Source organism: Flavobacterium cupreum (assembly GCF_003996965.1).
Classification (GTDB): Bacteria; Bacteroidota; Bacteroidia; order Flavobacteriales; family Flavobacteriaceae; genus Flavobacterium; species Flavobacterium cupreum.
Window position 1 is genome coordinate 152,624 of the sequence record NZ_QWDM01000009.1, and the last position, 14,820, is coordinate 167,443.

The following is a 14,820-nucleotide window of genomic DNA, read 5'->3' on the forward strand; positions in this document are numbered from 1 at the left end:
ACCACTAAAACGTGCACAATATGTTAAATTGGAAGGTAAATATTGAACTTTACCCCTTCCATCGGAACGCCCGATGCCGTTATAAAACCATTATGGTTCTCCACGATTTTTTTTACAATTGCCAGACCAATCCCTGTTCCTTCATAAATATCCCGGCCGTGTAACCTTTGGAAAACGCCAAAAATCTTTTCGTTATGCTGCGATTCAAATCCTATTCCGTTGTCTTCAAAGGTAATGTGGCAGTATTTTTCGTGAGGAGACAGTTTTTCATTTTCCAATGCCGCACCGTCAGTGATGGTGCTTTTAATGGTGATCTGCAAAGGCGTATCTTTTTTGGCAAATTTGATGGCATTGCTTAATAAATTTTCCATCAGCTGCACAAACTGAAACGGAATAACATCTATTTTTCCGTTAAAATCTGTTTCGATTACTACTTTCTTTTCCTGAATATTTTCGCGCAGTGCTTCCTTTACATCCGCAAGGATGATATTGAGGTCGGTGCTTTCAAATTTCCGGTCTATAATATTGGTTCGGGAGAATGTCAGCAAGCTGTTAATCAGTTCTCTCATTCGGGTTGTCGAATACAAAATCCGGTCAAATTTCAGTTTTCCGTCAGGGGAAAGATTCGGATATTCGTTCGTCAGGATCACATTTGCAAACGTTTGTATTTTGCGCAGGGGTTCCTGCAAATCATGACTGGAGATATAGGTAAAAGCATCCAGTTCCATGTTTTTGTTCTTCAGTTCTGCTGCATGTTTTTCGATTGCTGCATATTGGGCAGCAAGCGTTTTATTCGCTTTTAAAATAATTTCGTTTAATCGCGTAGCTTCTTCTTCCTTAACGCGTAATTCCAGGTTTTTCTTAAACAGCTCGGTAAAAACCATCACTTTGGCCTGCAGTATTTCGGGCGACAGGGGCTTAATCATATAATCTACCGCACCGGACTGATATCCTTTAAAAATATACTCGGTAGTATCCATATTGGCGGTAAGGAAAATAATCGGGACATGTTTAAGCTTCTCACTCTGACGAATAAGTTCTGCTGTTTCAAAACCGTCCATTAACGGCATTTGCACATCCATTAAGATGATTGCAAAATCCTGATTTTTCAGCAAAATCCGCAGGGCATCTTTTCCGGAAGATGCCTCGACGAATTTATAACCTCTGTCAGCCAGGACTACCTGTAAGGAAAGCAGATTTTCTTTTTTATCATCCACAATCAGAATTTTGATCGGGCCATCTGCAGTGCTGTTTTTCATTCGATATTAATTATTTAAGCCATACACGCATCAACGTGGATAATTGTTCAACATTTACAGGTTTTGTCATATAATCTGAAGCCCCCGATTCAATACAGCGCTGCCTGTCCCCTTTCATGGCTTTTGCCGTTACGGCGATAATAGTCAGATCTTTATGTCTTGGGTCTTTTCTAATGTGTTTCATGGTTTCATATCCATCCATTTCCGGCATCATAATATCCATTAAAACAATATCTATTGCCTCGTCTTCATTGAGAAGATCAATGGCTTCCTGACCACTTTCGGCACTGATAACATCAAGACCGTAGCGCTCTAATGCGGTTGTCAGGGCAAATAAATTTCGAACATCGTCATCGACCAAAAGTACTTTTTTACCCTGTAATACATCTTCTTTTAAATAAAAAGATTCAATTCTTTCGCGCATCAGTTCCGGAAGTTCCTTATGGACACGGTGCATAAACAGGGCCGTCTGATCTACCAGTTCTTCTATAGAATCTACGCTTTTGACAATAATGCTGTGGGCAAACCGGTTCAGTTTTGCTTTTTGCTGCTTGTTGACATCTCCGGCAGAATGCACAATAATCGCTGTTTCCTGTCCTGCAATATTATTTTCGAGATCATTAATAAGATCTAAACCGTCTGCATCCGGCAATACCAAATCTAAGATAATACAATCAAATGATTTTTTTCCTAATAAAGTAACGGCTTCTTTGGCTGTTTTTGCTGCCGAAACCACAATATCATCTCCGCTTACGGCTTCCAGTATTCTGTTCAGCTCTGCCTCGTTGTCGTCTACGACCAGCAGATTTTTGATCTTCTTGTTTTTAAAGTCATGAATATCATTAAATAACTGTGTCAGCGAATCATTTTTTACCGGTTTCAGCAGAAAGTTTCTCGCACCGCGTTTCAGTCCTTTGTTGCGTTCATCTTCACCGGAAATAATATAAACGGGAATATGGCGTAAATTGAAATCGGTTTTCAAACGGTCCAGGATTTTCCAGCCGCTGGTATCCGGCATGTTAAGGTCCATGGTGATCGCGTGCGGATGAAACTGATTGATAAAGTCAATAACGTCGTTCCCTTTTGTCGTCACAATCGCTTTAATGCCATTATTATGGGCCTGTTCTAACATGATTTTAGCAAAAGTAAGGTTGTCTTCCGCAATCAGTAACACTTTATCGTTTGGCTTTATATCGGTTCGGTCATCGCCTACCTCATCCACAAAGAACAAATCAATATCAGATCTGTTGAATTTTTCTGACGGTAACGATTTGATACGGCCTTTCTGATCGGCTTCTTCAGTGACATCGATATTTTCAATTTCGGCAATATGTACAAATTTCAAAGGCAAAAATAACGTAAACTTACTTCCCACATTATTTTCGCTTTCCAGTTCAATACTTCCGCCTAATAAATCCGACAGTCCACGGCTAATGGACAGTCCCAGACCTGTACCGCCATATTTACGGCTGGTCGAACCTTCCGCCTGCTGGAAGGCTTCAAAAATGATGTTTTGCTTTTCTTTCGAAATTCCAATTCCGGTATCTGAAATTTCAAAAGCGACCACCGCTTCTGCATTTTCAAGGCTGATGTTATTGGTTTTCCAATTGTTGTTGGCTTTGTATATTTTAAGTTTAACTTCTCCTTTTTCGGTAAACTTGAAGGAGTTGGAAAGCAGGTTTTTCAGGATTTGATTTAAACGTTGTGAATCGGTTTCCATCAATTCCGGAAGATTGTCGTCCATTATAATATTAAAACGAAGGTGTTTGGCTTCTGAAATCGGATTGAAAGTAGAAGCTACAAATCGGCTGATTTCTTCAAAACTAATCGGATTGTAATCCACGGAAATGTATCCGGATTCAATTTTGGATAAGTCAAGAATATCGTTAATCAGCTGGATAAGGTCATCCCCGCACGAATTGATTGTTTTTGCAAACTGAATTTGTTTTTCAGATAAATTTCCGTCACGATTCGCAATCAGTTCATTCGCTAAAATCTGCAAACTGTTTAACGGCGTTCTTAACTCGTGCGACATATTCGCAAGGAATTCCGATTTGTATTTGGAGGTTAAAGTCAGCTGATCGGCTTTTTCTTCCAGTGCTTTTCTGGCTACCTCAACTTCCTGGTTTTTAAGCTCTACCTCTTCTTTCTGGTTCGCTAATAAAAAGGCTTTTTCTTCCAGTTCCTCGTTCGTATTTTTCAATACTTCCTGCTGGCTTTTCAGCTCTCCTGCCAATGATTGTGACTGTACCAGCAATTCTTCGGTTCTGGAGTTCGATTCGATCGTATTCAGTACAATACCGATACTTTCTGTTAATCCTTCCAGGAAATCGAGATGCGTCTCACTGAACGTATCCAGCGATGCCAGTTCGATAACCGCTTTTAACTGGCCTTCAAATAATACGGGCAGGATAATAACGTCTTTGGGTTTGGCATCTCCAAGGCCCGAATTGATTCTGATATAATCTTTGGGTACATTGCTCAGAATAATTCTTTCTTTTTCTACAGCAACCTGTCCAATCAGTCCTTCTCCCATCGCGTACTGCGTCGGGGAATTTTTTCTTTTAATATAGGCATACGAAGCAATCAGGTTTAATTTGGAATCCATGAATTGTTCGTCTTCCTGCAGGATATAAAACAATCCGTGCTGGGCGGTCACCACCGTTGCCAGCTCTGACAGGATTTTTTTGGTCACCGAATTCAGTTCTTTTTGCCCCTGAAGCATCTGGGTAAATTTCGCCAGATTCGATTTTAACCAGTCCTGTTCCTGATTTCTCAAAGTGGTGGCTTTCAGGTTCGAAATCATCTGGTTGATGGTATCTTTCAGGGCCTCAACCTCTCCTTTGGCTTCCACACCAATGGTTCGCGTTAAATCTCCCTGTGTTACCGCAGAAGCCACCTCAGAAATCGCACGTACCTGAGTGGTAAGATTCGCCGCCAGCTGATTTACGTTTTCTGTTAAGTTTTTCCAGGTTCCTGATGCTCCCGGTACGTTGGCCTGGCCTCCCAGTTTTCCTTCGGCTCCCACCTCTCTCGCCACGGTAGTTACCTGATCGGAGAAGGTTGCGAGCGTATCAATCATTTCGTTGATAGTATCTGTTAATTGGGCCACCTCCCCTTTGGCATCAATTGATAATTTTTGTTTTAAGTTTCCTTTGGCTACAGAAGTTACTACTTTGGCGATTCCACGAACCTGTGAGGTTAAGTTGGAGGCCATTAAGTTAACCGAATCTGTTAAATCTTTCCAGGTTCCGGCAACCCCTTTCACTTCCGACTGTCCTCCCAGTTTTCCTTCGGTTCCTACCTCACGCGCCACACGCGTTACCTCGGAGGCAAAAGAGTTCAGCTGTTCCACCATCGTATTGAAGGTGTTTTTCAAATCCAGGATCTCTCCTTTTACGTCAACCGTAATCGGTTTCGAAAGGTCGCCATTGGCTACGGCTTTGGTCACCTCGGCAATATTACGCACCTGATCGGTTAAGTTCGATGCCATCTGATTCACCGAATCCGTTAAATCTTTCCAGGTTCCGGCAACTCCCGGTACGAACGCCTGTCCGCCCAGTTTTCCGTCCGTTCCTACCTCACGCGCCACACGGGTTACCTCGGAGGCGAAGGCACGCAGCTGATCCACCATCGTATTTACGGTTTCCTTCAATTGCAGGATTTCTCCACGAACGTCTGCGGTAATTTTTTTCGACATATCCCCGTTGGCCACGGCAATCGTTACTTCGGCAATGTTACGCACCTGAGTGGTTAAGTTACCTGCCATCTGATTCACCGAATCGGTTAAATCTTTCCAGGTTCCCGCAACACCCGGCACATTCGCCTGGCCTCCCAGTTTTCCTTCGGTTCCTACCTCACGCGCCACACGGGTTACCTCGGAGGCAAATTCACGAAGCTGATCCACCATCGTATTTAGGGTTTCTTTCAATTGAAGAATTTCCCCGCGAACGTCCACGGTAATTTTTCGGGACATATCCCCATTGGCTACCGCAATCGCCACATCGGCAATATTACGAACCTGGGCGGTTAAGTTCCCCGCCATCTGATTCACCGAATCGGTTAAATCTTTCCAAGTTCCGGCAACTCCCGGTACATTCGCCTGACCTCCCAGTTTTCCTTCGGTTCCTACCTCTCTCGATACACGGGTTACTTCCGAAGCAAAGCCCCGCAGCTGATCTACCATCGTGTTAATCGTATTTTTTAGCTCTAAGATTTCTCCTTTTACGTCAACGGTAATCTGGAGCGATAAATCGCCTTTTGCTACCGCTGTGGTTACTTCGGCAATGTTACGTACTTGTCCGGTAAGATTCGATGCCATCTGGTTTACCGAATCTGTTAAATCCTTCCAGGTTCCTCCAACACCTTCCACCTGCGCCTGACCTCCCAGTTTTCCTTCGGTTCCTACCTCACGCGCCACACGGGTTACTTCCGAGGCGAACGAGTTCAGCTGGCCTACCATCGTATTAATGGTATTTTTAAGCTCGAGGATCTCTCCTTTTGTATCTACGGTAATCTGACGTGATAAATCGCCTTTGGCTACCGCTGTGGTTACCTCGGCAATATTACGCACCTGGCCGGTTAAGTTGGACGCCATCTGATTCACCGAGTCCGTTAAATCTTTCCAGGTCCCCCCAACTCCTTTTACTTTTGCCTGGCCTCCCAGTTTTCCTTCGGTACCTACCTCAAGTGCCACACGCGTAACCTCTGAAGAGAAGGAGTTCAGCTGATCCACCATCGTATTAATGGTTTTCTTCAGCTCCAGGATTTCTCCTTCGGCTACAGCCGTAATTTTTTTCGAAAGGTCACCATTCGCTACCGCCGTTGTTACCTCGGCAATGTTTCGTACCTGACCGGTTAGGTTAGAAGCCATCTGATTCACCGAATCGGTTAAATCTTTCCAGGTTCCCCCAACTCCTTTTACTTTTGCCTGGCCTCCCAGCTTTCCTTCTGAACCTACCTCACGCGCCACACGCGTTACCTCGGCTCCAAAAGAGTTCAGCTGATCCACCATCGTATTAATGGTATTTTTAAGTTCCAGGATTTCTCCCGCAACGTTTACGGTAATTTTCTTGGATAAATCTCCTTTGGCTACCGCTGTGGTTACCTCGGCAATATTACGTACCTGTCCCGTTAAGTTGGATGCCATCTGATTTACCGAATCCGTTAAATCTTTCCAAACCCCACCGACACCACGCACTCTTGCCTGGCCTCCCAGTTTTCCTTCCGATCCCACCTCTACGGCCACACGGGTCACCTCGGAAGAAAAGGAATTCAGCTGATCCACCATGGTGTTGATAGTATTTTTAAGTTCGAGGATTTCCCCTTTTACGTCAACGGTAATTTTTTTCGATAAATCTCCTTTGGCTACCGCCGTGGTTACATCGGCAATATTACGTACCTGTCCGGTTAAGTTAGAAGCCATCTGATTTACCGAATCCGTTAAATCTTTCCAGGTTCCCCCGACTCCTTTTACCTGTGCCTGTCCGCCCAGTTTTCCCTCAGTACCTACCTCACGTGCCACACGCGTTACCTCAGAGGAGAACGAGTTCAGCTGATCCACCATGGTATTGATGGTATTTTTTAATTCTAAGATTTCTCCTTTTACGTCAACGGTAATCTTTTTGGATAAATCTCCTTTTGCTACCGCCGTGGTTACATCGGCAATATTACGTACCTGACCGGTTAAGTTAGAGGCCATCTTATTTACGGAGTCGGTCAAATCTTTCCAAACTCCTCCAACTCCCCTCACTTTTGCCTGACCTCCCAATTTACCTTCTGTACCTACCTCACGTGCCACACGGGTCACCTCCATGGAAAACAGGTTCAGCTGTTTTACCATTCCGTTTACCTCTTTGGCAATCCTTAAGAATTCTCCCTGAAGCGGATTCCCTTCAATAGACAGCGGCATCTCCTGCGATAAGTTTCCTTTTGCCACCGAGGTAATTACGTGTGCAATTTCGATGGTAGGATGCACCAGATCCGAAATAAGCGTGTTTACCGAATCTACACAGGAACTCCAGGAGCCCCTTGCACCATCAAGGGCTACCCTGTTGGTTAATTTTCCCTGTTTACCAATGCTTTTCCCTACTTTCTGAAATTCAAAAACCATTCTTTCATTAAGATCGATGATTTCATTTAAAGTATCACAGATCGATCTTTTAATTCCGTTCTGATCGGTTGGGAAACGTTGCGTAAAATTACCATTTTTGACTTTCAGCAAGATCTTTAAAAACTCTGCATCGGTTAAGATAGATTCTTCTGCGGCTGCCTTTTTTGTTTTATTTTTTACTGGTTTTTCACCGGAAACAATAGGAAGAGCCAGTACTATTTCTGCAGCCTCTTTCTTATTTTCTTTTACTTTTTTCATGTTCTCAATTCTTTTATAGAATGATTAAAAAATTATAAGCCAATCCTAAATACTTTCGTCAAGCAATATTTTCCTTAAGTGAAATTGTACGAAGGCATCCATAGAATCTGATCTTTTTGTATTCTCTGTATAGTTAAGCGGTTTTATGATATACCCTGATATTCCGAGTTTTTCGGCTTCCAGGCGGTCATCTCCTTCTGAGGAAGTGGTCATGATAAACACTTTTAAATCGGTGAGGTTTTTATCTTCCCTGATTACTTTCAGAAATTCTATTCCGTTCATTCGGGGCATGTTGATATCTAAAAGTATCACATCGGGAACTAATCCTAAATTGACATCCCTAAGCATTTTTAAGGCTTCAATGCCATTGTACGCCGAATGAAGCACATAGTCACTTTCTAATTTCTTTAAAGATCGCTCAACGCTTATGATATCGAGCTCATCGTCCTCGATTAATAAAATGGTTGGTTTTTTCATAACTTAATTATTTCTCCAGGTAAAGATAAATTCGGTTCCTTTTCCCAATTCCGATTTAACCATGATATCTTCCTGGTGGTCATCGATTATTTTTTTTACAATTGCCAGCCCGACCCCGGTGCTTTCCTGTTCATTTTGTTCCCGGAGCGTCTGAAATATTTCAAATATTTTCTGATGATATTCCCGTGCAATTCCAATACCATTGTCCTTTACCGAGAATTCGTAAAATTCCGAAAATATCCTGCAGCTGATTTTAATTTTTCCTTCCTCCTGAGGGGTATATTTTACGGCATTGCTGATTAAATTCGAAAATACCTGCTCCAGTTTAATTCTTTCGGTGTACAAATCGGGAAGGTCGTCGATTTCCAGAATTATATTTCTGGTGATTATCGAATCGGTAATTTCCTGAACCAGTGCATTGGTGTTGATTTTTTCGGGAGCTGCTTTTATGTTAAGTCTGGCGTAATCTAACAAACCGTTAATCAGAGCCTCCATACGTTGGGTTTTCTGCGGAATGATCTGAAGATATTTTTTCAGTTCGGGGGAAAGCTCCCGGTCATGATCTTCATTGATCCAGCTGACGACATTATGGATTCCGCGAATAGGTGCTTTTAGATCATGCGACACTACATAGGCAAACTTATTGAGCTCGGTGTTTCTGTTTTTTAATTCCCGAATATTTTTATCGAGTTTTGATGACATACTGTTGAGGGAAGTGGCAAGCTGGGTGAGCTCGTCGTTTCGCGTATCCTTCATTATAGTAAAATTTCCTTTTGAGATGTTTTCGGCAAGACGTACCATAGAATTAATTCTCCTGTGGGTTACATACATGATAAACAACGTACTTAATACGCCTACTATAACTGTGAGCGTTAGAAAAATAAGGGAAAAAGAACGCGCATATCGCATAGAATCGATCAGCATGTCGGTGTGATATTTCCGCTTCTTATATTCTATCTTATCAAAGCGCAAGAACTTTCCGGCGATGGCGTCGTTTATTTTTTTTCCGACATGTTTTTTCAGTGAATGCTCGAAAAGGTTTTTATAGGATTCTGAATTAGTGGTTCTGGCCTGAACCAGTCCTTCCGAGTATTTGAGCCAGTCGGCATGAAGTGTATTGATGGAATCCAATATGATCCGCTGTTTACTCGTGTTCCCTATTCGCAGCTGCTGTTCTTTTATTAGAAGAGGAACCATCTTTATTCCCTTGAAATAAGAATGCAGAAAAGTACGGTCATCTGTCAGCAGGTAACCGCGAAAAGCACTCTGCATCTCGATAATTGTTTTATGGGTTTTATTGGAATTACGAATGATTTCTTCTGATCTGGCCAGAAATAACGAATTGCGCTGCACCTTCTTTGACAGCATATAATTGGTATACGAGTCCGCAACGGACAGCAAAATTATGAGGGTAAACGCTAAAAGAATCTGGGTCGATAACTTCATTCTCAAAAATTAAAAGCGAGATATTTAAAACCGTTAATAATCATCCATAAACACTAAAAAAAGTATTTTATATATCACTAATAAATTATAGTGAATAAGCCTACTTCATAAAACCAGCTGCTAATCCACTGTATATTTTCTAAGAATTCCTTTAAGCTCGCTAAAGTTGTTGGGTTTGGAAATAAAATCGAAAGCACCATAATCTTTGGCTTCTCTTTTAATACTATCAAGCTCAGAGGTAGAAAAAATAATAACGGGAATGTCTTTTAAAAGTTCCTGCTTTTTCAATTCCCCCAGCAATTCCATACCCGACATAATGGGCATATTCAGATCAAGAAAAATAACATCCGGCTGAATTTCTTTTTCAACCAGCCTTCTCAAGGCCTCCAACGGATCATTAACTGACGTACAAAAAGCTGAAGAAACAGCCTGTAACGCCTCCATGAACAATTCGCAGTCATCTGAGTCATCATCAATCTGGAGAATATTTTTATAGGTCATTTTGCTTTGGTCAGCGCACACCATTACTGACCATATTGGCCAATAATGTATTTTGCTTCTCAAATGTAGTAATTAAATTACTTATAAAAAAACAAATAAATTAACAAATAAAAGCAGAATAACGAATGAAATCATTTGATAAATTACAATAGCATCTGCTAGTAGCAGGAATAATTACCCTTCTTGTTTTCAATCATAGTCCGGACCAGGAATTCTGTTAAAAGATGACCTATTTTAATTATGGCATTTTAAATTTTAAGTTGAAAATAAAAAAGGATATTTATTTTTCTATACTTACTCGTTCCTCTTTATATTGATTCAATCATTTCGGGCTGTTTCAATTAATTTCTGAATCATACCGTCAAAAATAAAACCGTGAAAGGGCAAAACAGAATACCAGTATAGTTTACCTAAAATTCCTTTTGGCCTGAAAGTAGCGGCCTGATATAACGTACTGTTAATTATTTTAAATTCCAGCCATGCCTCTCCCGGTAATTTCATTTCGGCATACAAAATCAATTTTCCTTCTTTTTTGTTTGCGTACACCACACGCCAAAAATCGATCACGTCTCCTGCGTTAATATTCTTTTTATGGGTTCTCCCCCTTCTTAATCCAACCCCTCCGAAAATCTTGTCAATGACTCCCCGGAGGCTCCAAAGCCAGTCTCCGTAATACCATCCTGTTTCGCCACCTATAGCCCATACTTTTTCAATAGTATACTCCCTGTCTATGATGGCTCTTTTTCTACGATCGATAAAACAATCTTTTTTAGGTACTTTGAGGTATTGTGCCAAACTCCCGCTAAATCGTCCGCTAATCATGGAATCTTTCCAACTGGACAGGATGTCATCTTCCTCGATTTTAACCAGAGCCCTTGCCAGCGCTTTTTCGTAAGTCATCGGTACTACTCCCAGCAATGTATTGATCCGGTTATCCCGGCATATTACTTCTACTTTCATACTGCTCACAAGCGCAGCCGCTAATTTAAAGGAGGTAGACGTTACAAAATAGAGCCAGTAAGAGGATAATTTTGGCGTCATCACGGGTACGGTATAAATATATCGTTTGAGTTTTTTTGCCCTGGCAAATTGCAGCAGCATTTCTTTATAAGTAAGAATATCAGGCCCTCCGATATCAAAACTCTGCTGATAGGTAGCAGGATTCAGGAGTGATTTTATCAGGAATTCCAAAACATCACTAATGGCAATAGGCTGGCATTTGGTATTGAGCCATTTGGGTGTGATCATGACCGGCAGTTTATTTACCAGGTCCCTTATAATTTCAAATGAGGCACTGCCGGAGCCTACTATAATTCCCGCCCTTAAGGTAGTGGCCGGAATTGGCCCGCTCTTTAAAATATCCTCTACTGCTTTTCGCGAGGACAAATGTTTGGATAATGAGGTATCGTTTACAATCCCGCTCAGGTAAATGACCTGTCTGGCATTTGTATGATTTAACTGTTCTGTAAAATTACGTGCCGAGATACTTTCAAGTTCATCGTAATTCGAAGCGGCTCCGGACATGGAGTGAATGAGATAATACGCTGCGTCAATATCAGCCGGAATGTTTTTCAGGCTCTGCTGATTTAGAAAATCAACCTCAATAACCTTTATATTTTTGGTAAATTCTTCAGGATAGTAAAACCTGTTGCTATCGCGTACACAACAGATAACCTCATGCCCCTGATCCATTAGCAAAGGCAAAAGACGTTTTCCAATATAACCTGTAGCACCGGTGAGAAGAATTTTCATTTTTATTTTTTTTAGTTATAATTTAAAACTCACCAGGCCGTAATCCATCTGGAAAACCTGTCCTGAAATCGAAGCTGCTTTTTCCGAAATAAGATAATCAGCCATCTGGGCAACTTCCTCTGCTTTCAGGTAATTTTTCAACGGATGGCGTTCTTTCATGTTTTCTTTCATCCGTTCGTTTCGCAAAATTGAAGCTGAAAGCGATGTCTCTGTGATTGTTGGTGCTATCGCATTTATTCGGACTGTCGGAGCAAGTTCTGCGCCAAGTGATCTCACCAGTCCTTCAACTCCTGATTTTGCAGCAGCGATACTGGCATGAAAAGGCATGCCTAGTTTTGCGGCCACGGTACTGAACAATACAATTGAGGGATTGTTTCCCATTTTTAAAACAGGCAGGTATTTCTGAATAACCCGAACTGCGCCAATGACATTAATTTCAAAATCATCCCTGAAATCAGTAATACTCAAATTCGAAATGGGTTTGAGGGTAATAGATCCGGGACAATAAATCAGGGAATCGATATTTTCAATATCAGGCAGCTCCTCATGAAGCACATCTACTTGAAAATGCACCAAATTGGGATGGGAAATATGAGGTGCGGTCCTGCTGATATTATACACCATTTGATTTTCAAGCTGCTGCAGCAAAATAGCACTGCCTATCCCTTTACTTCCTCCAATAATTACAATTTTGTTCATTTTTTTTAAGTTTATTAATTGTATCTTGCATCTGCTCTAGATGATTTTTTGGCGCATAGCATAGTGAGATTTTAAGTACTAATTTTTTCGTTTGAATTCAATCAAAGTGTATACAAACTCATATCATTCATCTTAATATTGTTAAAGATACAAAAATGTTTAACTATTTTCAGAAAACATTAAACAAAATAATTTACAATTGATTACCTTTAATACTGCAGCATGAATAATGCTTATTGATAAGTATATCACATAAATTGTTTTTGCATTGGAAATCTCCAATGGTATTTATAAAAATGAAATTAAATATATGAAACCAAAAAATCCTGATTTTTCTCCCATAGAACTTGACCGTATCATCGAAATGGCCTGGGAAGACCGCACGACTTTTGACGCCATTCAGTATCAATTTAATTTGTCTGAGGCCGAAGTCAGGGCTCTTATGAAGAAAGAACTGAAATTCAGCAGTTATAAGCTATGGCGTAAACGCGTGGAGCATTGCGCTACCAAACATGAAGCAAAACGCATCACCGGAATAGACCGATTTAAATCAAAGCAACAACGTTCCATTTCGAATAATAAAATATCTAAACGAAAAAACAGGTCAGTTCATTAATTTAATACAATACATGAAATTATGAAACACTTTCCTGACCTGATGTAACAAATAAATCAAATAAAAGTATAGATTCGCTAAAAAAATAAAGACCCCGCCATGTACCGAAATATTGAACTCTTAAATGATATAGTGGATAATACACCCCTGCCTATTGCAGTGTACTCAGGAAGTGAGCTCAAAATAGAACTCGCCAACAGTGCCATGATTAAAACCTGGGGCAAAGGTGATCAGGTAATAGGAAAAAATTATCTGGAGGTGCTGCCTGAAATTAAAAATGAGGATTTCTTTAAAGAAGCCACCAGCGTACTCAGAACCGGTATACCTTTTCACGGCAAGAATAAAAGAGTCGATCTGATTATTGACGGGACAATGACAACTTATTATTTCAACTATAGTTTTATACCCCTCAAAGATGCTGAAGGCAGTATTTACGGAGTAATGAATACCGGTACAGATGTAACAGACCTTCATTTGGCGCAACAACAGATCAAAAGTTCAGAGGAAAGACTCAGAATGGCGATTGACACGTCTGGCATGGGGACCTACGAAATTGATCTGGCGACAAAAAAAATAAAAACATCCGGAAAATTTAATTCTATCTGGTCTGTAGACAGGGATGTTTCCAATGAAGAACTCATTGCAAAGCTGCACCCCGATGACGTAAGTATCAGAGAAAAAGCGCATGAGCAGGCACTCCTGTCAGGGAAAATATCTTATGAAACCCGTATCGTAAATGAGGACAAGTCTATAAAATGGGCCAAAATCAACGGTGAAATTATCAAGGATGAAAACGGCGTCCCAACTACGATTATCGGGATCATTCAGGATATTAATGAGCAGCGGCAATTTGAGGAAGAACTAAAAACACAGGTTGCCGACAGTACCGAAGAATTAAGGAGATCCAATGATGATCTTTTGCATTTTGCCAATGTTGTGAGCCATGACCTGCGGGAGCCTGTCCGGAAAATAAAAATTTTCAACGCACTTTTACGCAATGAAAAAGAAACGGACTTTAATGAAAATTGTAAAAAGTATCTCAACAAAATTGATCAGTCCACACAAAGAATGCAGAATATCATTGAGGGGATACTATCGTATTCGACTTTGAGCAAAAACACACAGCCGATTGAACCCATTGATCTCAATGAAGTTATTGAAAATATAAAGATAGATCTCGAGCTTGTTATTAGAGAAAAAGGTGCCATCTTCGTTAGTTGCGACCTGCCGGAAATTGAAGGAGCCCCAATTCTTATCAGTCAGCTTTTCTATAACCTGATGCAAAATGCCCTTAAATTCTCAAAAGCGGATCTGCCTCCGCGTGTAATTATAACCTGTTCGTCAACAACAATTAATGGAGTTGACGCAGTGGCGATCACCATCAAAGATAACGGAATCGGTATGGACCCTGTATTTGCCGAAAGGATTTTTACTGCCTTTGAAAGACTGCATTCAAAAGACGAATATGAAGGAAATGGTCTTGGTCTTGCTCTTTGCCGAAAAATCACGAAACGACATAACGGAACGATTACCGCTACCGGAGAAAAAGATAATGGTGCAGAATTTATTGTAACGCTGCCTTTAAAACAGGATGTTATACTAAATAATGCGATCAATTAAAACTTTTAAAATTCATGAGTTTCAACACTACTTTCTCAACCCATTGCTTTTTTCATTTAATTTATCCTAAATTACAATGC

Annotated in this window: 9 protein-coding genes; 2 read left to right on the plus strand and 7 right to left on the minus strand. The window is 40.8% G+C overall.

Features of this window, described 5'->3' with window-relative positions:
- Positions 1-23: 23 nt before the first annotated feature.
- The 7 genes from D0817_RS15220 to D0817_RS15250 form a co-directional block, all read right to left on the minus strand.
- Positions 24-1,259, minus strand: a complete 1,236-nt coding sequence (locus D0817_RS15220) for a response regulator (protein WP_127339238.1) — start codon at positions 1,257-1,259, stop codon at positions 24-26.
- A gap of 10 nt (positions 1,260-1,269) precedes the next feature.
- On the minus strand, positions 1,270-7,629 hold the full coding sequence (locus D0817_RS15225; protein WP_127339239.1) for a HAMP domain-containing protein: 6,360 nt from the start codon (positions 7,627-7,629) through the stop codon (positions 1,270-1,272).
- Positions 7,630-7,674: 45 nt separating this feature from the next.
- A complete protein-coding gene (locus D0817_RS15230) occupies positions 7,675-8,106 on the minus strand; it encodes a response regulator (protein ID WP_127339240.1) in 432 nt (143 codons plus the stop codon).
- A gap of 3 nt (positions 8,107-8,109) precedes the next feature.
- Positions 8,110-9,552 (minus strand): ATP-binding protein, encoded by a 1,443-nt coding sequence (locus tag D0817_RS15235; protein WP_127339241.1) that lies wholly within the window; start codon positions 9,550-9,552, stop codon positions 8,110-8,112.
- 120 nt (positions 9,553-9,672) lie between these two features.
- Complete coding sequence (locus D0817_RS15240; protein WP_127339242.1) at positions 9,673-10,053, minus strand: response regulator; 381 nt, start codon at positions 10,051-10,053, stop codon at positions 9,673-9,675.
- A 318-nt stretch (positions 10,054-10,371) separates the two neighbouring features.
- Positions 10,372-11,805, minus strand: coding sequence for an SDR family oxidoreductase (locus D0817_RS15245; RefSeq protein ID WP_127339243.1), 1,434 nt, complete (start codon positions 11,803-11,805; stop codon positions 10,372-10,374).
- A 15-nt stretch (positions 11,806-11,820) separates the two neighbouring features.
- On the minus strand, positions 11,821-12,504 hold the full coding sequence (locus D0817_RS15250; RefSeq protein ID WP_127339244.1) for an SDR family NAD(P)-dependent oxidoreductase: 684 nt from the start codon (positions 12,502-12,504) through the stop codon (positions 11,821-11,823).
- Positions 12,505-12,814: 310 nt separating this feature from the next.
- On the opposite strand from D0817_RS15250, the gene D0817_RS15255 reads away from it, so the two are divergent.
- Together D0817_RS15255 and D0817_RS15260 are read left to right on the plus strand one after the other, a co-directional pair.
- Complete coding sequence (locus D0817_RS15255; RefSeq protein WP_127339245.1) at positions 12,815-13,120, plus strand: TIGR03643 family protein; 306 nt, start codon at positions 12,815-12,817, stop codon at positions 13,118-13,120.
- A 99-nt stretch (positions 13,121-13,219) separates the two neighbouring features.
- On the plus strand, positions 13,220-14,740 hold the full coding sequence (locus D0817_RS15260; protein ID WP_127339246.1) for a PAS domain-containing sensor histidine kinase: 1,521 nt from the start codon (positions 13,220-13,222) through the stop codon (positions 14,738-14,740).
- Positions 14,741-14,820 lie beyond the last annotated feature (80 nt).